The sequence below is a fragment of the Pseudoxanthomonas sp. PXM03 genome, assembly GCF_014852005.1.
Classification (GTDB): domain Bacteria; phylum Pseudomonadota; class Gammaproteobacteria; order Xanthomonadales; family Xanthomonadaceae; genus Pseudoxanthomonas_A.
This window is the reverse complement of the sequence record NZ_JACVAU010000001.1, coordinates 1,645,096-1,666,341: the sequence shown is the minus strand read 5'-3', so window position 1 is coordinate 1,666,341 and position 21,246 is coordinate 1,645,096. Positions and strand designations below refer to the sequence as shown.

Annotated in this window: 15 protein-coding genes; 3 read left to right on the top strand and 12 right to left on the bottom strand. The window is 66.6% G+C overall.

Annotated elements, in window-relative coordinates; translation table 11 throughout:
- Window positions 1-56 precede the first annotated feature (56 nt).
- Window positions 57-1,319, top strand: coding sequence for a TIGR03862 family flavoprotein (locus IB223_RS07825; RefSeq protein WP_192201026.1), 1,263 nt, complete (start codon window positions 57-59; stop codon window positions 1,317-1,319).
- A gap of 176 nt (window positions 1,320-1,495) precedes the next feature.
- Here IB223_RS07825 and IB223_RS07820 read toward each other — a convergent pair whose 3' ends face one another.
- From IB223_RS07820 to IB223_RS07810, 3 genes are read right to left on the bottom strand one after another with little or no spacing between them, the layout of a single operon-like run.
- Complete coding sequence (locus IB223_RS07820) at window positions 1,496-1,696, bottom strand: hypothetical protein (protein WP_225590851.1); 201 nt, start codon at window positions 1,694-1,696, stop codon at window positions 1,496-1,498.
- Between the two features lie 15 nt (window positions 1,697-1,711).
- Window positions 1,712-2,056 (bottom strand): RidA family protein, encoded by a 345-nt coding sequence (locus tag IB223_RS07815; protein ID WP_192201024.1) that lies wholly within the window; start codon window positions 2,054-2,056, stop codon window positions 1,712-1,714.
- A gap of 47 nt (window positions 2,057-2,103) precedes the next feature.
- On the bottom strand, window positions 2,104-2,694 hold the full coding sequence (locus tag IB223_RS07810) for a DUF998 domain-containing protein (RefSeq protein ID WP_192201023.1): 591 nt from the start codon (window positions 2,692-2,694) through the stop codon (window positions 2,104-2,106).
- Window positions 2,695-2,926: 232 nt separating this feature from the next.
- Between IB223_RS07810 and IB223_RS07805 the strand changes: the two genes are divergently transcribed.
- Window positions 2,927-4,015, top strand: a complete 1,089-nt coding sequence (locus IB223_RS07805) for a diguanylate cyclase (protein WP_192201022.1) — start codon at window positions 2,927-2,929, stop codon at window positions 4,013-4,015.
- Window positions 4,016-4,039: 24 nt separating this feature from the next.
- Here IB223_RS07805 and IB223_RS07800 read toward each other — a convergent pair whose 3' ends face one another.
- From IB223_RS07800 to IB223_RS07775, 5 genes are all read right to left on the bottom strand, one after another.
- A complete protein-coding gene (locus IB223_RS07800; protein ID WP_192201021.1) occupies window positions 4,040-5,857 on the bottom strand; it encodes a GGDEF domain-containing protein in 1,818 nt (605 codons plus the stop codon).
- Window positions 5,858-5,894: 37 nt separating this feature from the next.
- Window positions 5,895-6,173 carry a hypothetical protein gene (locus IB223_RS07795; RefSeq protein WP_192201020.1) on the bottom strand — a complete coding sequence of 93 codons (279 nt, stop codon included), beginning with the start codon at window positions 6,171-6,173 and terminating at the stop codon, window positions 5,895-5,897.
- A 117-nt stretch (window positions 6,174-6,290) separates the two neighbouring features.
- The gene (locus tag IB223_RS07790; protein WP_343227177.1) at window positions 6,291-7,046 is read right to left on the bottom strand and encodes an SAM-dependent methyltransferase; all 756 of its coding nucleotides are present in this window, start codon (window positions 7,044-7,046) and stop codon (window positions 6,291-6,293) included.
- 620 nt (window positions 7,047-7,666) lie between these two features.
- Window positions 7,667-8,107 (bottom strand): thioredoxin TrxC, encoded by a 441-nt coding sequence (gene trxC, locus IB223_RS07780; RefSeq protein ID WP_192201017.1) that lies wholly within the window; start codon window positions 8,105-8,107, stop codon window positions 7,667-7,669.
- A gap of 32 nt (window positions 8,108-8,139) precedes the next feature.
- Window positions 8,140-9,498, bottom strand: coding sequence for a M24 family metallopeptidase (locus IB223_RS07775; protein ID WP_192201016.1), 1,359 nt, complete (start codon window positions 9,496-9,498; stop codon window positions 8,140-8,142).
- Between the two features lie 147 nt (window positions 9,499-9,645).
- On the opposite strand from IB223_RS07775, the gene IB223_RS07770 reads away from it, so the two are divergent.
- Window positions 9,646-10,719 carry a tetratricopeptide repeat protein gene (locus IB223_RS07770; RefSeq protein WP_192201015.1) on the top strand — a complete coding sequence of 358 codons (1,074 nt, stop codon included), beginning with the start codon at window positions 9,646-9,648 and terminating at the stop codon, window positions 10,717-10,719.
- A 55-nt stretch (window positions 10,720-10,774) separates the two neighbouring features.
- On the opposite strand, the gene IB223_RS07765 is transcribed toward IB223_RS07770, so the two are convergent.
- From IB223_RS07765 to IB223_RS07750, 4 genes are all read right to left on the bottom strand, one after another.
- Complete coding sequence (locus tag IB223_RS07765; RefSeq protein WP_192201014.1) at window positions 10,775-11,212, bottom strand: hypothetical protein; 438 nt, start codon at window positions 11,210-11,212, stop codon at window positions 10,775-10,777.
- A 181-nt stretch (window positions 11,213-11,393) separates the two neighbouring features.
- Window positions 11,394-11,987, bottom strand: a complete 594-nt coding sequence (locus IB223_RS07760) for a 2'-5' RNA ligase family protein (protein WP_192201013.1) — start codon at window positions 11,985-11,987, stop codon at window positions 11,394-11,396.
- Window positions 11,988-12,106: 119 nt separating this feature from the next.
- Window positions 12,107-14,230 (bottom strand): M13-type metalloendopeptidase, encoded by a 2,124-nt coding sequence (locus IB223_RS07755; RefSeq protein WP_192201012.1) that lies wholly within the window; start codon window positions 14,228-14,230, stop codon window positions 12,107-12,109.
- A gap of 210 nt (window positions 14,231-14,440) precedes the next feature.
- Window positions 14,441-20,998 (bottom strand): fibronectin type III domain-containing protein, encoded by a 6,558-nt coding sequence (locus IB223_RS07750; RefSeq protein ID WP_225590849.1) that lies wholly within the window; start codon window positions 20,996-20,998, stop codon window positions 14,441-14,443.
- Window positions 20,999-21,246: the final 248 nt, after the last annotated feature.

Below are 21,246 nucleotides of genomic sequence, written 5' to 3'. Positions count from 1 at the left end.
GCGGCGCATGCGATATGCCTGCCGGGAGCGCCGTGCCGGCGCGGCATACTATGCGGATGCCCGCACCAAGCTCCGATGACACGCTGTCCACCCCCACCGTCGCCGTCATCGGTGGCGGGCCCGCCGGACTGATGGCCGCCGAAACCCTGCGTACCGCTGGCCTGCAGGTGGACCTGTACGACGCCAAGGGTTCGGTGGGGCGCAAGTTCCTGATCGCCGGCAAGGGCGGCATGAACCTGACCCATTCCGATCCGCCCGACGTCTTCGTCACACGCTACGGCGAGCGAGAGCACGACGTCGCCGCATGGCTGCGGGGCTTCGACGCGGATGCCCTGCGCGGCTGGGCGCGCGGATTGGGCGTGGAGACATTCGTCGGCACGTCGGGCCGCGTGTTTCCGTCAGACCTCAAGGCGGCGCCGCTGCTGCGCGGCTGGGTGCGGCGGTTGCGCGAACAGGGTGTGCGTTTCCATGTGCACCACCGATGGTCGGGATGGACCGGCGAAGGTGCCCTGCGCTTCGCGACCCCCGACGGCGAGATCCTCGTGTCTCCCGACGCCAGCGTGCTGGCGATGGGCGGCGGAAGCTGGCCGGAACTGGGTTCGGACGGCGCCTGGGTCGATGCACTGCAAACAAAGGGCATCACCATCGCTCCCTTGCAACCTTCCAACTGCGGTTTCGACATCGCGTGGAGCGAACATCTGGCGTCACGATTCGCTGGCGAACCCCTCAAACCGGTCATCGCGCATTGGCAGGAGGCCGATGGCAGCGCCCGCCAGCGACAGGGCGAGTGCGTCATCACCGCCACCGGCATCGAAGGAAGCCTGGTCTACGCGCTGTCGCCGATGCTGCGTGATGCCATCGCGCGGGACGGCAGCGCCACCCTGGTGCTGGACCTGCTGCCAGGACGCGATGAGCGTGAACTGGCGCAACGGCTGGCCAAGCCGCGCGGCTCACGCAGCCTGAGCGAACACCTCCGCCGCGAGGCCGGCGTGACCGGCGTGCGCGCGGCGCTGTTGTACGAGGCGCTGGACAAGGCAGCGCTGGCCGATCCCGCCAGGATCGCGCGCACGCTGAAACGTTTTCCGTTCCGGCTGTTGCGTCCCCGCCCCATCGCCGAAGCCATCAGCAGTGCCGGCGGCGTGCCCCTGGAGGCAATGGACGAGCGCCTGATGCTGCGCGGAGTACCGGGCGTGTTTGCTGCCGGCGAGATGCTGGACTGGGAAGCACCCACCGGTGGCTATCTGCTGACAGCGTGCTTCGCCAGCGGTCGCCATGCCGCGCACGGCGTGGTCGACTGGCTGGCGCAGCGCAACGCCTGAGTGGTCGTCCGCAGGGGCTGCGGCGCGCACCCCGGGAAGTGCGTGCCGCAGCGGCTGCGGAACGTGCGCGCACGATACGCGAGCCATTGTTGAGGTCCGGTTAGCGTTTCGAAGCAGTTTTATTACAGACATTTACGGCCGGATGTGCATCCTCGCTCTCACGCCGTGTGCCAGCCTCACTCCGCCTCGTCACGCGGTCCTTCCGCCATCGCCCTTTCGCGCTTCGCCTTCGCGGCCACGTACATGTTGTCCACCAGGTTCGGGTAGCGCCGGCCTGCCGCAATTGCACGTGCCCTGGCTTCCTGCACCTGGTCGGGCGTGAGTTTCTGGCCGCCGTCGCGACGCTTCGGCGCCGGACGATGCCAGGGACCGGGCATGCGCGTCGCCATCGTTCAGACCGCGGCGGTGACCACGATCTCGATCAGCCAGCCCACGCGTGCGAGATGCGCCTGCACGGTCGCGCGCGGCGGCGCGTTGCCTTCCGGCACCCAGCTGTCCCAGACGCGGTTCATGCCTTCGAAGTCCTGCAGATCCTTCAGGAAGATCTCGGCGCGCAGGATCTTCGACTTGTCCGTGCCCGCGCGCGCCAGCAGGGCATCGATCTCGTCGAGCACCTGCTGCGTCTGTCCGGCGATACCCTGCGTCGCATCCTCCGCAATCTGGCCGGCGAGGTACACCACGCCGTTGTGGATGGCCATCTCGGACAAGCGCGTACCCACGTCGAACCGCTGGATCATGATGCTTTTCTCCCTGTTGGAAGTCGCAGCTTAGCGCCGGGCTTGCGTCATCGCACCCGGCTCGTTCGCCAGAGCCATGTTGCGGCGAGCAGCATGGCGGTGACGATTAGCGCGATCAGCAGTTTCTGCACCCAGCCCTGCCCGGCCGGCGCCCACAGGGCATGCAGCCACAGCAATGCATGGCAGCCGAGGGACCATCCGGCCGCGAGGGGGAAGTACGGCCGCCAGGCCGCGTCGAGCCGGAATCGCCACGCCTGCAGCACCATGCCGCTGGTGACGCAAAGGAATGCAGTGATTGCGCAGGTGTGGTGGAACCAGCGATGGAAGTCGGGCGCGACGGACGGCAGCCACGAGTCCCCGATCGCCACGCCCGCCAGCGCGACGGCGCCCGTGCAGAGCAGCAGAAGCGGCGCCGCACTGCGCGCATGTGCCGACAACTGCCGGTAGATGCCGATCGCCAGCACCACGATGGCGATGGCCAGCACGCAGTAGGCAACGCGCAGCAGCAATCCGCCGGGACCCAGCAGGTACTGGCTCAGCGTGGCCTGCTGCCAAGCGAGGTCAGCCCGGAGAAACTGCAGCGCGGCGCCCACCATCAGGAACAGCGACGCGCCCGCCATCGCGGCGAGCGGTGCCATGCGAGCGCGTAGGCGCGGGTCCGGGAAACCGGGACGGCATGGGGAGTCAGGCATCGAGGCGCGCAACGGAAACCGGCCCCCGATTATCCGGCACCACCTCAAGATTTCCCGGCCGGGGCCGCTGTCGTTGGCAGGGCTGCGTGACGTGCCCAGCGTCACGGTTTGGCCTACACTCCGCCTGCCCCCGGCGCACCGGGGATGGCCGTCACGAGCAAGGGGACTCCACGCGCCAATGCCGTTCACCGCACCGCTTCCCGGCGCCGATCCGGCGCGCCAGAGCCAGCGATTGCCTCGCCGGATCTACCGGCTTCGCATGCTGGGGATGGGTCTGGCTGCGCTGCCGGTGGGAACCGTCCTGCTCGAGGTCAACGCCGGCCCGGGTACGTGGGCGTGGCTGGCCTTCACGGCGGTACTCTGGCCGCAACTCGCGCTATGGCTGGCGCTGTGCCATCCCAAGCCTTATCGGGGCGAGATCCGCAACCTGCTGTTCGATTCGGTGCTCGCCGGCATGTGGGTGCCGCTGATGGCGTTCAACCTGCTGCCCAGCGTGCTGCTGGTGACACTGGCCACGGTCGACAAGATCAGCACCGGCATCGATCGGCTCTGGTACTGGTCGCTGCCGTTGATGCTGGCCGGCGCGCTGGTGGCCGGGTTGGTGACGGGGTTCGAATTGCGTCCCGTCACCAGCATGCCGGTGATGCTGGCGTGCCTGCCGATGCTGCTCATCCATTCCATCGCCGTCAGCCAGGCCAGCTACCACCTGGTCCGCAAGGTCAAGCGGCAGAACCGCCTGCTGGACGAACTGAGCCGGCGCGACACGTTGACCGCGCTGGACAGCCGTCGGCACTGGCAGGAGCAGGCCACGTTGCTGCTGGACCAGTGCGCCGCGACGGGCGAACCGGCCACGCTGATGATGATCGACATCGATCACTTCAAGGCGATCAACGACCGTCACGGCCACGCGGTGGGCGACGACGTGCTGCGCGCGACCGCCGACGTGATCCGCCACAGCATCCGCGCGCAGGATTGCGCGGGCCGGCTGGGTGGCGACGAGTTCGCCGTGCTGTTGCGCGGGACCGATCTGGTGGCGGCGGAGATCGCCGCCCAGCGCATCCGGGCTGGCGTAGAAGCCTTGCGGGTCCAGTCAGCGCCCGACCTGCGGCACACGGTGAGCCTGGGATTGGCGAAGGCGGACGCTGCGGCAGGCGGCTTGCGGGCCTGGCTGGAAGCGGCCGACCGGGCGCTCTATCGGGCAAAGAGCAGTGGGCGCAACCAGCTGGCCATCCACGAAGGACCGCATCCAGCCCTCGCCACGCGCTGAGCCAGGCGATGCGGCGCTGCCGCGTCAGGCGCCCAGGTGTTCCGTGCGGCCTTCGCGCTGCGGCAGTTCCAGCACGTTGCTGCCGGCGGCGCGCACGCTTTCCTGTTCGTTCTCGTGCACGCAGACGCGGTTGCGGCCCAGGTGCTTGGCCCGGTACAGCTGCTTGTCGGCATGCGACAGCAACTTGGCCAGGCTGTAGCCGGACTGCATGCTGGAGGTCACGCCGAAGCTGCCTGTGATGGCGAAGACATGCCCGGTCTCCCGGGTCTCGATCTGCGCCAGGCGCACGCGGCAGTCTTCGGCCACGCGGGCGGCGGCGCGCAGGTCGCAACCGTACATGAGGATGGCGAATTCCTCGCCTCCCAGGCGGCCGAGTACGTCGATGCGGCGGCAGAAGCCCTTGCTGGCTTCGGCCACTTCCTTGAGCGCCCAGTCGCCGGTGCCATGGCCGAAACGGTCGTTGATGTTCTTGAAGTGGTCGAGGTCGAACATGATCAGCGCGGCCTGTTCGCCATTGCGGGCGCACTCGGCCAGCGCGCGCTCGGCGCGCAGGGTGAAGTGGTGGCGGTTGCAGATGCCGGTCAGCGCGTCGGTTTCGGCCATCTTCTTCAGCGACAGCTGCACGCGCTTGATCTTGAAAGCCCAGTAGCCGATGGAGGCGACCAGCAGCACCAGCAGGATGACGATCAGCCGCGTGTTCTGCGCGGCCTGCTGATCGACCTTGCGCTGCAGCTGCAGGACCTGGTTCTCTTGGTCGAGCACACTGATCTGCTGGGATTTCTGCAGGGTTTCCTGACGGACGATCTGGTAGGCCAACTCGCGGGCTTTTACCTCGTTGAGGTATGCCTTGTCGGCTTCGGCATAGCTCTGATAAGCACTCAAAGCTTCTCTTATATCGCCATTGCGCTCTGCGACATCGTAAAGCGTCCTGTATGCCTTAACCAACGGAAGCGCACTGGTAACACTGGCGCTCTGGCTCAGGACCCCGCGTGCGTAGTTCTCAGCAGCAGAAAGATCTCCTTTCTCCAACGCCTGCTCCGCGAGAAACGCCTTTGCCTCGGCGATCAGGTGCGGATACTTGGCTCGTTCGATCTCATTGAGATGCCTCTCAATGAGATTGATCGCACGCTCCGCTTCTCCTGCCTCCACCCACTTCCGTGCTAGCGCAATGCGGATAAAGTTCGCAGCCGCGAACTCCTTTTGCCTAATGCAATGATCGATTTCGTCATTGATCTGACCGTCATCGGACGACAGAAGACCAAGGAACTGACGACTCTCAATCTGTACCTGAGAGGCCAGGCAGCGGGTGCGGCCATCGGGCGAATCTTTCTGGATGCGATCAGCATAGTCCAGCGCCTGCCGATATTGACCAATCTGTTGGTTCAGCACTGCCGCCACACCCAGTCCCTGATGACGAATCTCCCTGGAGTGAACTGCAGGGAGCTGCTGCATCGCTTTCTCGAGCTGGCGCAAGCCTTCGGTAAACTGCCTGTCCAATGCATAAGCGTTGACAGTAAGGAGCGTTGCGCGCAAGCCTAGCTCAGAGTCCTTGGTCTTCTCTCCCAAGGCTTTGGCTACTCCGATGCCGGCTTCCGCCCTGCCTTCAAAGATCAGACCGTACGCTTTCAAATAAGCGATACGGTCCTTTTGATACTCGTCTGCAGCTTCCGCCTGCGCCTCAAGCTGCCCAAGGATTCGTTGGAAGGATTTTGGATCGGAACTGCGAGCCGCCTCAGCCTTCGCGATGAGCGTGTCTAGCGATCCTGCGGCATAAGCCGAGCCAACAGAGAGCGACGCCACCAAAGCGCCGAGCAACCAGTAACCCTTCCAATGCGCAGACATAGCTCTACTCCCTTGATCTACTGCCTCCAGCGAAAGTTCACTCTTCCGCCGGGTTGTCTTCCTCAGGTACGTCGCCTTCCAGCGGCTGATCGTCTTCCTTGCTGGGCTGCTGATCCGGTGCCCAGATCATGCACATCATTTTGCTTCGACCACCCAGCACGCCCGAGATTGCAGCGCTATCCATGCCTCTCAGCGCAACAGCCTGTTCTTCCCCAATTCCCAACGCCCTGATAGCGGCGTCGTAATCTGAAGCGGTCATGTGGCGCGCCGACGAGTTCTGACCAATGGATTCAATGAAACGAATAACTGCTGACACGACTCCCCCTAGAAATTGGCATTGACGAGCTCCCGCTCCCCAAGCGGGGCAACCCATTGCCGCAAGATAACCTCTTTTCAAGTCACGCTCTACAAGTTTACGGGCTTGAAATCGTTTTCAGGCCTCCAGCTCCTTGAGCCTGGACGCGACCTCGGGATTTAGCTCCATCGGGCGGGATGGGGGAACGACCAACGTTGTCTGGCCCCCTAAATCGGCGTCAACCAGCTCATTGAGGGGGATCGACTCAATCCGGGGAGGAGCAAGTGGCAGAGTAGCGGCCTCATACATCGTAACGAGATGATCGCTTGGGTAATCGCTGGACAGGATCTCGAGCAGGATTTTGCGATGGGCGGCGCCAGTGCCTAGGCGTGACAGCGTGGAGTCCCCTGCGACCCCTACCTGCCAAAGCACCAGAAATGCCGTCGGATCAATCTTCCGGCGGTACATCATGAACTGGCTGGCTTCGTAGTGCTGGCAACCGTACGTCCCGGGATCGATCCCCAGGTCGGCGTACAGGCAGTCCTCGGCCGATACAGCTGCTTCCATGACGGCGTCGAACCCTTCGCTGCGCGCTCGATCAATGGCGCGGTGCGGGACACAAGCGAAAACGCCTGGGTGGCCATAAAACGCACCACAGACCCGACGCCCTGCACGCACGAGCTCCAACATGGCATCAACCATCTGTTCGTAGGATTCGTTTCGGGACTTACCCTCGGCGTAGTAGGGCTGCAAGCTGCGCACGTCATCGTGCATCTGCTGCACCCACAGTTCTACGAGCGGATCAGAAGCAGCAACAAACACCGTGTCCGCCTCTTCAATGAAACTCCTCGCTCTGGGAGCCAGGTGAGCCCCCATCGTCATCCCAAGCCCCACACACGCCAATCTGCCTGACTTCACTTCAGCATCCCCTGTATTCCAATCTTCAATCGCGATCGCGCCGCCACCTAATCCAATCCTGGGAGATGATCCCTCCCTGGACCCGCATGAAGCCACTACGTTCCATCAATCGCTCCCATCTGACATTCCGTGCGCGTTGACGAGCCTCTACTCGGGCGACACCCAGCGTACAGAAACCGTACTCCGTGATTGCCTGTATCACGTGCTTTCCCACGCCTCGTCCCTGCCATTCCGGCAACAACATCATCCCGACCTCGGCGCTTGAGGCGCTTGCCATAAGCGAAGCGATGCCCACATCCCGCGCCTGGTTGGACAGGGAAACACTCCATATCCAATAGGTTGGATCAGAGGACTCGGTCAACCTGCATGCAGCGCTGAAGCGCAAGCGCGCAGTGTCCGCATCCACCACTGCGGACACATGCCGCATCGTCTCAACCGAAGCATGAAGGCGGAGATACAGATCTTCGTCCTGGACGCAAATAGGGTGCAGTCGGACCGGTCCTGCGGTCAGAATCGGGGCCGTCATTTCTACCCATCCACAGCTGGGCGCGGAGACTCAGCGCGCCCATACCCCATCGAAGCTCGGTACAAACGTCTCACCCCACCAGCCCCCGCGCCCACCTCACGATCGCCTCCGCCGACATCGCCCCGCTCTGCCGGGCGAGCTCGCGGCCGCCCTGCAGCAGCACCATCGTCGGGATGCTGCGAATGCCGAAGCGGTTGCCCAGTCCCGGGCAGGCTTCCGTGTCCACCTTGGCCAGCCGCATCGCGGGCTCCAGCACGCCCGCCGCCTGCTGGAAGTGTGGAGCCATCTGCAGGCAGGGCCCGCACCACGGCGCCCAGAAATCCACCAGCAACGGCAGCGTACTGCGCAGGGCGTGGCGGTCGAAGTCCGCCTCGCCCAGCGCCAGCGGCAGGCCGGTGAACAAGGGATGGTGGCAGCGCCCGCAGTTGGGTGTCTCGACCAGCCGCGCCGGCGGCACACGGTTCATCGCCGCGCAGTGCGGGCAGGCGATCAGGTGGGCATCGGCGCTCATGCAGGCATCCTAACGCCCGCGCGTCCGGCGCGTCACCGCACCACGTGCCAGACCACCTGCCGCCCCGCCAGATAGACCACCCTCCGGCCATCGAACACGGCCATCTGCTCCAGCTTGACCTGCACGTTCTGCCCGCCCCACTCCGGGACGCGCGCCTTCACGTTGCCCTCAATGGCGTAGACCGTGTCGGCATGCAGCGGCCAGTCGCCCTGCCCCGCGGTGGATCCCTGGTTGTCCCACATGCCGATGGTCGGCCCCGGCGCGTGGCCCACGAACCCCACCGGATGCGAGTAGGTCGCTGCGCGCAGGCCCAGGCGGGCGACCTCGCGCTGCGTCGCCGCCAGGATTTCGTTGCCCGTGCGGCCGGCGACGAACTGGCCGGTCAGCGCGTCCTGCCAGCGGTTGCCCTGTGCCAGCGCCGCAAGAAGCCCAGCGGGCGCCCCGGCTTCCCCCGCATGCGCCACGTAGGCCATTTCCTGCGTATCGGTGCAGAGCTTGAGGTAGCACAGCCCCACATCGGTGTGCAGCACATCGCCGGGCTGGATCACGCCTTCTTCGCCACAGAACGGCGCATCGTCGGCGCACGCCGTGCCCGCCCGCTGCAGGTTCACGTCCGGCATGAACCATGGCGCCAGCCCCAACGACTCGAAGCGCTCCCGGATGTACCAGGCCACATCGTCCGTGGTGGTGACACCGGGCGTGATGACCCGGCCCGAGAACGCCTCGGCGATGACGCCGCGTGCGAGCGACACGATATGCGGGTAGGCGGCCAGCTCTCCCGCCGTGCGGGTCTCCATCCAGCGCACCACCAGCGTCTCCGCCGGCACGAGCCTGGCGTGCAGCGCGGCCGGCAGCACCGACAGCAGGCGCTCGTGCAGCGCATGCGTCAGCCCATCGGCGACCGCCCACTCGCCAGAAACGTTGATGCCGATCCTGCGCGGATCGCGCGCGGTGATCAGCGTGCCCAGCGCATGCCACTGCGCATCGAGGTCCCCACCGGACCACGCCGTCTCATAGGGTGCGCCGAACGGGTACCGGTTGATGGACAGCCGCTGCACGCTGCCATCGGGCTGCCGGTGGAACACCAGCATCGTGGTCCGGCGCGCCGCGTGGGCCGGCTGCGGCACCAGCGTGAAGTACACCGGGTCTTCCGCGTACTCGCGCGCGATCACTACCCACATGTCGAGGTCGGCGTCACGCATCAAGCGTGGCAGCAGGGTGTCGAGCCGCTCGCGGAGCATGCGGTTCTCCGGCTCCACGCGGTCCCGCAGCGGCAGCACTGCCCCCACGCCGACCCCGTCCCGTCCCTGTTCCGGCATCGATGCGGCATGTCCGCAGGGCGCCGACGCCAGACCGGCCAGCAGCAGGAGCAGGAAGATCGCAGCGCGCATGCAGGAAGCCTCCGACGGAAGGGCCATGACGCTAGCCGCCCCACGATGACCGCGTCAACGCTGCCCGGGCGGTTCATGCCGCACTGCGATGCGGGACTACACTCCGGTCACGCGGACGCGTCCCGATGCGGGACCCGGAGGTGGGCAATGTGGACGAAGTGGCTCGGCACCCTGCTGCTGGCGTCGTCGGCCCTGTCGGCGCTGGCCCAACCCGCCCCACCCCCTGCTCCCGCCGATGTGCTGGCGCTACCGGAGCCGCTGAAGCGGCAGTTCCGCGAACAGGTCCTCGATCACACCCGCGCGCCGCATGCCCGGCTCGAGCGGATGGTCGACTTCCTCTTCAGTCCCGGCGGACTGGGCATGAGCTACCACGCCGACGCCAACCATACCGTGGCCGAGGCCTACGCCACGCGCCAGGCCAACTGCATGAGCTTCACCCTGCTGACCGTGGCGCTGGCGCGCGAGGCCGGGCTCGATGCCTACGCGCAGCAGGTGGACGAAACCCTGGCCTGGCGGCAGGACCACAACATTCTCTACCGCACCCAGCACGTCAATGCCGGCGTACGCATCCGCGAACGGCGCTTCACGGTGGATGTGGCCTGGAACGAGGTCATCACCCGCAAGCCACCGGAACCGATCCGCGACGACCGCCTCATCGCCCACTACTACAACAACCGCGCGGCGGCGCTGCTCGAACACGGCGCGCTGGACGATGCCCTGCGCCATGCGGAGATCGCCCTGACCCTGGACCCCGGTTACGCCACCAGTTGGAGCAACATCGGCGTGATGTACTTGCGCGACGGCGATGGAGCGCGCGCGGAGCGGGCCTACCGGCACGCACTCGACCTCGACGCCGACAACCCTGGCGCGCTGTTCAACCTGGTCACGTTCTACCAGCGTGCGGGCAACGTGGAAGCCGCACGTCCTTTGCAGAAGCGACTGGATGCCGCGCAGGCCCGCGACCCGTTCCACCATTTCCTGCTGGCCGCGGGCTTCGAGCGCGACGGCAACCTGGTGCGCGCTGCCGCGCACTACCGCAAGGCCATCCAGTTGTACGACGGCGAGCACCGCTTCCACTTCGGCCTCGCCCGCGTGTATTTCCTGCAGGGCGACCACCGGCGCGCAGGAAAGGCGCTGGCGCGCGCAGGCGAGCTCAGCCAGGGCGATACCCGTGCGCTCTACCAGGCCAAGCTGGACACGCTGCGCAGGCAGGGCGACTAGGCTGCGACGCAGCGGCGAGGGACCACGCCCGGAAGCATGGCCCCGCGCAGCGGGCTTACTTCAACTTCAATTCGCGGATCAGATTGCTGCCCAGGATCTGGCGCATCTTGCCGCGGTCGGCGTAGGCCGTGTTGGCTTGCGCGGTGTTCTGCCCGGTCACCTTGCTGGAGACCGCTTCGGAGCGGTCGCGCAGGCCATCGAAGGCCGCCATGTCGGGGTAGACCACGGTCAGGTAGACGTCCGGGTCTTCCGGCCGGCGCGCCTGTGTCGAATAGATCGCGTAGCCGAGGATGATGCCGGCCTCCTTCTGCGCTTCCATGACCCGCTTGTACTGGCCCTGCAGGTGCTTCATGTAGTTGTCGAACTGGCCATCCATGATCTTCACCGCCGTGACCTCCATGACCGGCCCTTCGGTATAGCTGCGCTCCTGCGCCGACAGCGGGAAGGACAGCGCGCACAGCAACAGCGCCCACAGCAATGGCAAGCGTTTCATGTCGGATTCCTCGTTCGATGATCGCCGGATGATTCCGGGTGCCCACCTGAACGCGTCACGGTGCCGCACTACGGCCATGCAGGGGCGGGAATACGCGCCCGACCGACGAACGCACGTCATGGCGACCCCGTATTACACACGCTGCTGTCGAAGCGCCGGCCTGCCCCGGCGCGCGGGAAGGCTAGCCCGCGAGCGACCACTCACCCAGGTGTGCGTAGTCGGCCTCGCCCTCGATGCTCTGCAGGAGATGCACGCCCTGCGGGTGCAGCACCACCGGTGGCACGTCCACCGGCGCGGTGCGCGGTGGCACATAGGCCAGCGTCAGGTGCGGCACGAAGCTGCGCCCGACGTGCTGCTTGAAGCCCGCACGCAGCAGCCGCTGCTGCAGGTTGCGCCAGAACGCGACCGTCGCGGGCGACGGGTGCAATGCCGCCAGCGTCAGCGCGGGATTCTTCGGATTGCCGAGGCACAGCAGGTGGTCGAGGGTGATGCCGAGGGGTTCCGGCTGCCAATCCTGCATGGCATTGCGCGCGGTGGCGATCATGTCCTCGCGCGGCCCATCGCTCTCGCAGAGGAAATGCAGGGTCAGGTGGTAGCGCTCCGGTCGTACCCAGTGCGCCTGCGGATACGCCGCCTTCAGATCCTCGGCGCGGTGCCGCAGCGCTTCGCATTCGCCCGCGGAAGGCACCAGAGCAAAGAACAGGCGATGCAGCCGACCCGGTTGCGGGCCGCCGAACAGGTCGCCTTGCGGAGTGGAAGCGGAGCGGGATGACATGGCGCGCGGGCGTGGAACAACCGCCTCATCATCGGCGCGAGGACCGGATGATGCAAGCCTGCAAAGCCCGCGTGGGAAGGCAGGAGCGCTGGCTCCTGCCTTCCCGCGACGTCACCGGATCACCAGATCCGCACGCGGTCTTGGGGCGCGATGTACAGCGGGTCGCCCTGCTTCACGCCAAAGGCGTCGTACCACGCGTCGATGTTGCGCAGCGGGGCGAAGGCGCGGATGTGGCCCGGCGAATGCGTGCCGTTGACCAGTTGCTGGCGCAGGGCATCGTCGCGCCACAGCGTGCGCCATACCTGGCCCCAGCCCATGAAGAAGCGCTGGTCGCCGGTGAAGCCGTCGATCACCGGCGCCGGCTTGCCGTCCAGCGAGCGGTGGTAGGCCTCCAGTGCGATGGTCAGGCCGCCCAGATCGCCGATGTTCTCGCCCATCGCCACCCGGCCGTTGATGTGCATGCCGGGCAATTGCGGGAACGTGTAGGCCTCGTACTGTGCGCCCAGCCTGGCGGCCTGCACCTCGAACTTGGCCGCGTCCTCGGCCGTCCACCAGTCGCGCAGCACGCCCTTGCCATCCGACTTGCGGCCCTGGTCGTCGAAGCCGTGGATGATCTCGTGGCCGATCACGCCGCCGATACCGCCGTAGTTCACCGCCGGATCGGCATCCGGATCGAAGAACGGCGGTTGCAGGATGGCCGCCGGGAACACGATCTCGTTCTTCACCGAGTTGTAGTAGGCGTTCACCGTCTGCGGGGTCATGCCCCACTCGCCCTTGTCCACCGGCTGGCCAACGCGCTTGCGACGGTAATCCCACTCGAACTGGCCGGCGCGCTGTGCGTTGCCGAACAGGTCGCCGTTCTTCACCACCAGCGCGCTGTAGTCGCGGTACGTGTCGGGGTGGCCGATCTTCAGGCCGAACCCTTGCAGCTTGGCGTGCGCCTCCGCCTTGGTGGCCGGGCTCATCCACGCCAGCGTATCCAGGCGCGCGCCCATCGCCGCCTTCACGTTGGCCACCAGCGCGTCCATCTTCGCCTTCGCATCGGGCGGGAAATACAGCTTCACGTAGTCGCGGCCGATCGCCTCGCCCATCGCACTTTCGGAGAACGCGACGCCACGCTTCCAGCGCTCGCGCTGCTGCGGCTGGCCGGACAGGAACTTGTCGCGGAACTCGTACTGCGCCACCGAGAAGTCGGACGACAGCAACGGAGCCGCGTTGTCGGTCACATGGAACGCCTGCCAGGCCTGCAGCGTGGCGACATCGGCATCGGCGAAGATCGCGGCGATCTTCGGGATGGCGCTGTCCTGGCGGATCACTGCACGGCCCGCGCCGTCCACGCCGGCCGCCTTGAAGAATTCCGCCCATGGGAAGCCGGGTGACTTCGTCGCGAACTCGGCCATCGCCAACGGGTTGTAGGTCTTGTCGCGGTTGCGGCTTTCGGCACGCGTCCAGTGCGCCTCGGCGATGCGGGTTTCCAGCGCCAGGATCGCTTTCGCGTTCTCCTGCGGCGTGTCCCAGCCGGCCAGCTGCAGCATCTGGGCGATATAGGCCTCGTAGCGCTCGCGCTGCGGCTTGAAGGTGTCGCGCAGGTACATCTCGCGGTCGCCCAGGCCCAGGCCGCCCTGGCTCAGGTAGAGCGTGTAGCGGTCGGGATCGCGCTGGTCATCACTGACGCCGAGGTTGAAGAAGCTGTCGAACATGCCGCCGCGCTGGCCCATCAGCGTGGCCACGGCCGCCTTGTCCTTCGCAGCGCGGATGTCGGCCAGCAGCGGTTGCAACGGCTTGGCACCCAGTGCATCCACGGTTTTCTCATCCATGAACCCCCGGTACAGCGCGGCGATCTTGGCGGGGTCGCCCTGCGTGGCCGGATCACCCAGCGCATAGCCTTCGATCAACACCCGCAGGCGCGCCTCGGACAGGTCGCGCAGGATCGCGAAGCCACCGTAGCTGGAGCGTTCCGCCGGAATCTCGGTGGTGTCGGCCCATGTGCCGCTGACGTAGCGGAAGAAGTCCGTGCCCGGCTGTGCCTTGCGGTCCATGCCGTCGGTGTCGATGCCCCATTCGCCGAACCGCCTGGCCGCGATGGCCGAACCGGTGGCGGATGTGTCCGCACTTCCGGATTCGGCGAACAGTGCCTGCAGCGTGCAGCCGTCATCCAGGCAGCCCTCGTGTTCATGCGCGGCCAGGGGTCCGGCAAGGGACAGGGCCAGCAAGGTCGCGGTGGTCAGCAGGGTCTTCTTCAAAAGCGTTCTCCGGAAACGGGACAGGTGCCCGCGTCGCGCGCGGGCGTGCCCGGGAGGATACCCACCGCTCCCGGCCCCGCGACCGTGCCAAAAGGTGGTGGACGGGTCTGGACGGTGGTTCCGCTCCTGCTCCGCGCCCGCGGAAAAGACGAAGCCCGGCCAGGGCCGGGCTTCGCGTGGGTGGCGGCGATGACGCGCAGGAAAGCGGCGTCAGCGCGGTGCGTCGCCACTGTTGGCGCATCGCCGCCCGCAACGACGGGTGGCATCGCCGGCCATCGTGCCGTCATCCGGCACGAACCCGCCGCTGGAAGGCTGCCCATACGACAGACGCAGGCCGATGCTGCTGCCCTGCGTACTGTTGCTGGCCTGTTCGTGGCCGAACAGCAGCGACAGCAGCCAGCCCTGTCGCAACTTCACGTCCAGGCCTGCCGACAACGCCAGTGCATCGTCGTTGTAGCTCTGCATGTCCAGGCGATAGTCGGTGGGGTGCGGCCACACGACATAGTTCATCGCCGCCTCGCCCTTGTCCTCCAGCGCCTGGCGATATTCCAAGCTCCAGAACGGACGGTAGCGCCCGTCGTCACCACCGAAGCGGTAGCTGCCTTCCACGCCCAGCGCCACCGTGCTGTTCTCCACCACCTGGCGCCGGTAGGCCAGGTCGTAGATGTCCATCCCGTAATCGCGATACGCGTCCAGCGTGGTGCGGCTGGCATCGAAGCGGCCGTACGTGGTCAGCGCCATGCGTTCACCGTGATGCTCGTAGCCGAAGGCCAGCGAACCGAACCACTGCTTGCCGTCGCGCACGGCCGTGCCCATCGCCCCGGCATCGTCGCTCCAGCGGCGGATGTCGAAGTCCAGGCGTCCGGTGGCCAGCATGCCGTCCACGAACACATGCTCGCCTGCACGCCACAAGCCATACAGCGCCAGCGAACGCTGGTCGGCTTTCAGGCGCGAGGCGGTGCCGTCCAGATCGCTGTCGTTGCGCGCCAGACTGCCGGCCACACCGACCAGCACCTGTTCGCCAATCGCACGGTCCGCACCCAGCGTGAGGCCATCGGTCTGGAAGTCGTATCCGCCGACCCGACCGCTCTTGCCGAACGAGGCCGTGCCGGATGCCCATGCGCCCCACCCCTGTGGCAACGCCGGCAGGCTGCCGCCTGTGGCCTGGCCCACGGGCACTGAAAGCCCCTGGCGGTCTTCGCCACCGGCATAGGCCAGCGTGACGTTGTTGCTGGAACCGTTGGCGCCGCTGCGTACCTGGCGCAGGCGGTCGCGGATGTTCGACTGCTGCGCGTTCGCAAAGCGCACGCTCGCATCCACCTGCGCCTGCAGCAGGCCGACCACGCCCGGGTCCCGGGTCGGATCGGGGCGCACCTCCACCTGCAGGTGCATCTCCACGCTGGCGGCGGCATAGCTTCCCGCCGCCGCCTGGGTGGCCGTGATGACAGTCGTGCCTTCCGCATGCAGCGTCACCGTGCGGCCGCTGATGCTGGCCACCTCCGGATCGCTGCTGGTGAACGTGAAGGCACCGCTGCTGGGGCTCTGCGGATTCACCAGGTCGAAGGCAGGCTCGCCGAACACCTTGCGCAGTTCTTCCGGCCACACGAGCGTCGGCACGGCGGCCGCGATGTCCACATCCAGCCGCACCTGCGGCGCGGCTTCGTGGTTCGCATCACCAGCCTGGTCGGCGGTCAGGCTGCAGCGCCCGGCCGCCAGCATGGTGACGGTCGTACCACTCACCTGGCAGACCTGTGCCGTAGTGCTCGCGAATACCACCGGATTGCCGGAGGCACCACCGCTGGCGACCAGCGCGAACGTACCGTTCGGCGAGAACACCGGCGTGGCCGGATTCGCATTGAAGCCGGTGATCGCCTGCAGCGCCTGCGCCACGACCAGCTCATACGCCTGCGCCCCCGTGAAGCCGTTCGCATCACGCGCCTCCACCGTGAAGGAGAAGCGTCCCGACGCGGTCGGCGTTCCCGACAGCACGCCCGCCGCACTCAACGCGACGCCCTGCGGCAGGCTGCCTGCCGTCACCGCGTAGGTATACGGCGCGGTGCCTCCCGTTACCGCCAGGGTCTGGTTGAACGCACCGGCATGCGTCGCCTGCGGCAACGCGGGCAGCGCGAACGCGATCTGCGGCGCCACCACCTGCAGCGTGTACTGCTGCTGCGCCGTGAAGGGACCGATGCCCGTACTGCTGTCGGTCACCTGCACCGTCAACGTGAAGCTGCCCGCCACCGTCGGCGTGCCAGTGATGCGTCCGTCCGTGCCCAAGCTCAATCCACTCGGCAATGCGCCGCCGACAAGCTGGAACGTGTAAGGCGATGCACCACCACTGGCGAGGAACGCGTGCGTGTAGACGATGCCGCCCGTGCCGTTGCCGGGATTGGCGGCATCCAGCACCACCGTCGGCGCCGTGACGGTGATCGTCACCGTCGCGGTCGTGGTGGTCTGGTACTCATCGCTGGCCGTATAGGTGAAGCTGTCCGGGCCGGCGTAACCGGCGTTGGGCTGGTAGCTGATCGTGGTGCCGCTGACCGTCGCGATACCGTTCACCGGTGCCGTACCCACGGCGACCGACGTCGCGGTGCCCGTGATCGACAGCGTCACGGGTGTGGCGCCAGCACCGTACGGCAACGTGGCGCTCGCCGCCGCGACCGTGAGTGCAGGGATCGGCGTGACCGCATTCGACGGTGCAGAGGACACGCTGGTGTCCGCTGCATTCTGCGCGGTCACGGTGAACGTGTACGCCGTGCCGCTTGCCAGCCCTGTGACGGTGATCGGGCTCCCGGCTCCCGTCGCAGTGGCGCCCCCCGGAATCGCCGTCACCACATAGCCGGTGACCGGAGCACCACCGGTAGACACCGGCGCGGTGAAGGACACCGTGACCGATGTGGCGGACGCCATCGTCGCCGTACCGATCACGGGCGCATCGGGCGCCACGGCATTCACGGTGAACGTCTGGCTGACCTGAGCCGCCGGCAGATGGCTGGCATCGCCCGCCTGGTCCGCGTTGATCGTGCAGGTGCCGACCGCGATGAAGGCCAGCGTGCCCGTGGGCGTGATGGTGCAGACGGCGGTCGTCGCCGATGCGAAGCTCACCGCAAGTCCGGAATCCGCCGCCGCGGACAGCGTCGGCGTAGTGCCGAAGTTCTGTGCACCGGGATTGGCGAACGTGATCACCTGCGTCACGGCGGTGACGACGGCATTGGACGCGGCCGACGATGCACCCGTGCCGGCACTGTTGGTTGCGCTGACGGTGAACGAATAGCTGACGCCTGCCGTCAGACCGGGGAAACGGATGGGACTGCCCACGCCGGTAGTCGTGGCACCGCCGGGGCTGGCCGTCACTGTGTAACCGGTGATGGCGATACCTCCGTTGCTCGCGGGCGCCGCGAAGGCCACATCGACCTCGGTCGGACTGGCGACGGTTGCCACGCCGATGGTCGGCGCACCCGGCACCACCGGATTGACGGTGAACGTGCGGCTGACCTGCGTGGCGGCGAGGTACGTGCCGTTCCCCGCCTGGTCGGCGTTGATGGTGCAGGTTCCCGCCGTGACGAACGTCAGTGCGCCGCCCGTCGTGATCGTGCAGACGCTGGTCGTGGACGAGGTGAACGTCGGCGTCAGTCCGGAGTCCGACGTCGCAGTGAATGTCGGCGTGGTGCCGAAGTTCTGCGCGCCGGGATTGGAGAACGTGATGGTCTGCGTCGCCGCCGGCGTGATGCTGTTCGACGCCGCCGACGCAGGGCCGGTACCCGCCACATTGTCCGCCGTCACCGTGAAGGTGTACGCGATGCCATTGGTCAGTCCAGTGACGACGATCGGCGACGACGCGCCATTGATCGGCGCCACATCGGCCGGGCTGACGGTCACGGTGTAGCTGGTGATCGCCGATCCGCCGATGTTCAACGGAGCGGTGAACGCGACACTCGCCTGGGTGTCGCCTGCGATCGCCGTGCCGATCGTCGGTGCACCCGGCACCACGGGAATGACGGTGAACGACCGGCTGACCTGAGACGCGGGCAAGAAGCTGGTGTCCCCCGCCTGGTCGGCATTGATGGTGCAAGTGCCGGCGGCGAGGAAGGTCAGCACACCCGCAGACGTGATCGTGCAGACGCCCGTGGTGGACGACGTGAAGGTCACGGTCAGTCCCGACGTCGAAGACGCGCCGCCGCCCAGGATGGACAGGTTCGGCGATGTCCCGAAGTTCTGCACGCCCGGATTGGCGAAGGTGATTGTCTGCGGCGAGGCCGGCGTGATGCTGTTCGATGCGGCCGATGCGGCACCGGTGCCGGCGGAGTTCGTCGCGGTCACCGTGAACGTGTACGCCACGCCATTGGTCAGCCCGGTGACCGTGATCGGCGAACTGGAACCGGTGCCGGTCGCGCCGCCCGGATTGGCCGTGACCGTATAGCCGCCGGCGATGATCGCGGCACCGCCGATGGAGGCCGGTGCGGTGAACGTCACCGAGGCCTGCGTGTCGCCCGCCGTCGCGGTACCGATGGTCGGCGCCCCGGGCACCACCGCGTTGACCGTGAACGTCTGGGTCACCGTGGTCGCCGCGTTCCACGCGGCATCGCCGGCCTGGTCGGCGTCGATGGTGCAGCTGCCGGCGGTGACGAAGGTCAGCGCGCCGCCGGACGTGATCGTGCATACGCCGGTGGTGGACGAACTGAACGTCGGCGCGAGGCTGGATGTCGCAGTGGCGGTCAACGTCGGCGTGGTGCCGAAATTCTGCGCACCGGGGTTGCCGAACGTGAGGGTCTGGTTGCCCTTGGGCGTGGCGGCGTTCGAGGCGCCCGACGCGACGCTCGTTCCGATGGCGTTGGTGGCGGTGACCGTGAAGGTATACGCCGTGCCGTTGCTGAGCCCGGTCACGGTGGCCGTGCAGGCTGCCGGCCCCGCACAGGTGCCGAACGCGCCACCGGGACTGGCCGTCGCCGTGTACGTGGTGATGGCGGAACCGCCATTGCTGGCCGGTGCAGTGAAAGTCACGCTGACCTGGCCGTCACCCGCCGTGGCGATGCCGATGGTCGGTGCGACCGGCGCGGTGGGAATGGCGACGGTATGGGGCGATCCGCTGGTGAACGCCGCCGGCCCGCTGTTGCCGGCCGCGTCCGCGATGTTGGTGGACCCGTTGAGATTCACTTCCAGGGTGCCGTTGCCGGCAATGCCACTCACGGTGACGTCGATCGAGGTACCGCCGCTGGCGGAGACGGCGCTGATCGTGCCCGTGGCCGAACCGGTTGTGCCCAGGGAGAAGTCGTCGGTCGAGACGTTGCTGACCGCTTCATTGAACGCCACCGTGAAGGTCACGCTGGTGGCGGTGGCTGCGGGTGAACCACTCACCGTGATGGCGGTGACGGTAGGCGGCGCACCATCCACCACCAGCGCCCTGTTGGCCCCCAGTGATCCCGCCGTACCCGGAACGGCCAGCGCCAGCGTGGCGTTGTTGGTGGCGGCATCCTGGATCGTGCCGCCGTTCAGCGCGAGCGAATTCGTCGACACGTAATCGAGGTCGCTGCTGACATCACCCGATTGCACGGCATAGTTGAACGTCAACGTGCCGGTGCCACTGCCGCTGACGTAGTTGACGGCGCGATCAGTACTGCCCGTCTCCAGCGTCAGCTGCGGCGTACCGGTGACTGTCACCGCTTCGGTGAAGCTGATCTGCAGGCTGATCGTAGACCCGAGTGAGTACGTGCCGTCCGGCGTGGATGAAGTGACCGATGTGACCGAGGGCACCATGCCATCGATCACCAGGTTCTTGTTCGCGCCAAGCGAGCCGGCCGCACCCGGCGATGGCAGCGTCAAGATGGCGTTGTTGCTGGCCGCATCGCGGATCGTGCCGCCATTCAGCGCAAGCGCCGTGGGCGAGGTGTAGTCCAGGTCAGCCGTGGTGTCTCCGGCCTGCACGGTGTAGATAAAGGTCAGCGTGCTGCTGCTTCCGCTGCCGCTGATGTAATTGACGATGCGATCGGTCGAACCGGTTTCGATCGTCAGCTGCGGGGTACCGGTGACGGTGACGTTTTCGCTGAATGCCACCTCCAGGCTGATGACATCGCCCACGTTGTACGTGCCGTTGGCCGTACTGGAAGTGATCGAGCTGACGGTGGGAGGCGTGGTGTCGGGCGGCACGGCGGGATCGATGACGATGTTGTTCATCGAGTGCCAGCTGCCATCACCTCCGTTCTCGCCGCCCGCCGAGGTGAACATCCTGACGTCGTCCACGTACGAGAACGTTGGCCCCAACGAGACCGTCTGCGGCATGGGGTTGGGATCGTATCCCTGGAAGGTCATGGAGGCCACCTGGACGCCGTCCCGGTAGCCCACGACGGTATTCGTCATGGGCGACGTCTCGCCCCAGCTGTAATACCGGAACGACGTCAGCTTGAACTCGCTGCCATCCGCGGAGCGGACCGCCATGCCCTTGGTGATTCCTTCTGCGCCATCATCGAAGGTGAGGGCCGAATACCCCGAGTCTTCACTATTGAGGAAGGCGTTGGGTCGCCAGTGGATCACGCCGACATTGCTGCCATTGACGTTGCTGATGTTGTAGATCTGGATGGACAGCCCGGCGATGGCAACCGACCCGCCTTCACCGTCGGCGGCAATGCCGTCTCCGAGGCCGGTATCGTTTGTGAACGTCAACGTCTCCGCCATTGCGGCGGGGATCGCCATCGCGCTACTGGCGAACACGCCCAGCAGGAACACGCGCGCAAACAGACGTACACGGCGCGTGGCGCCGAAAAGGATAGGCATGTCGAGTCCCCGGAAAACGTGAATGCGTGATGCGTACATCGACCAGCGACACGCCGACGGACGGTCGCCCCCCTCTTGGCCGTGCATGCCAGCCCTCCTCGCGGATGGACTTCCCCGGCATACCCGAATGAGCAGTGTCCCTGGCGACGCCATGGCCAATGCTGATGCGGCATGGTAGCCGCGTAACGCCACTTACTCCAGTGACCGCGACGCCGTCTCCGGTCCTGTCGCCAATGCAAGCTCCGTAC